At 55.0% G+C, this 209-nt stretch carries 1 protein-coding gene; it reads left to right on the top strand.

Annotation, left to right across the window (positions count from 1 at the left end; all coding sequences use genetic code 11):
- The coding region (locus H5123_RS20890; protein WP_182699105.1) for a cadherin repeat domain-containing protein at positions 1–209 on the top strand (209 nt) is incomplete at both ends.

Raw genomic sequence — 209 nt, 5'->3', positions numbered from 1 at the left:
GTGGGCGAAACCAGCTACAACTTTACGTATTTTGAAAACAGCAGCGACAGCACTGTGATTGGCACTGTGTCTGCGACCGATCCGGAAGGCACGCCAGTGACCTACAGTATCGTCAGCGGCAATGATGACGCTTGGTTTGAGATTGATCCCGTGACCGGTGTTATCAGCTTGACCCCAGCGGGCGTGGCCGCCGTCGCCAATGACTTTGA

The sequence above is a fragment of the Shewanella sp. SR43-4 genome, assembly GCF_014163845.1.
GTDB classification, from domain to species: Bacteria; Pseudomonadota; Gammaproteobacteria; order Enterobacterales; family Shewanellaceae; genus Shewanella; species Shewanella vesiculosa.
Note: the sequence above shows the minus strand (reverse complement) of the source record. Positions and strands in the feature narration are given on the sequence as shown.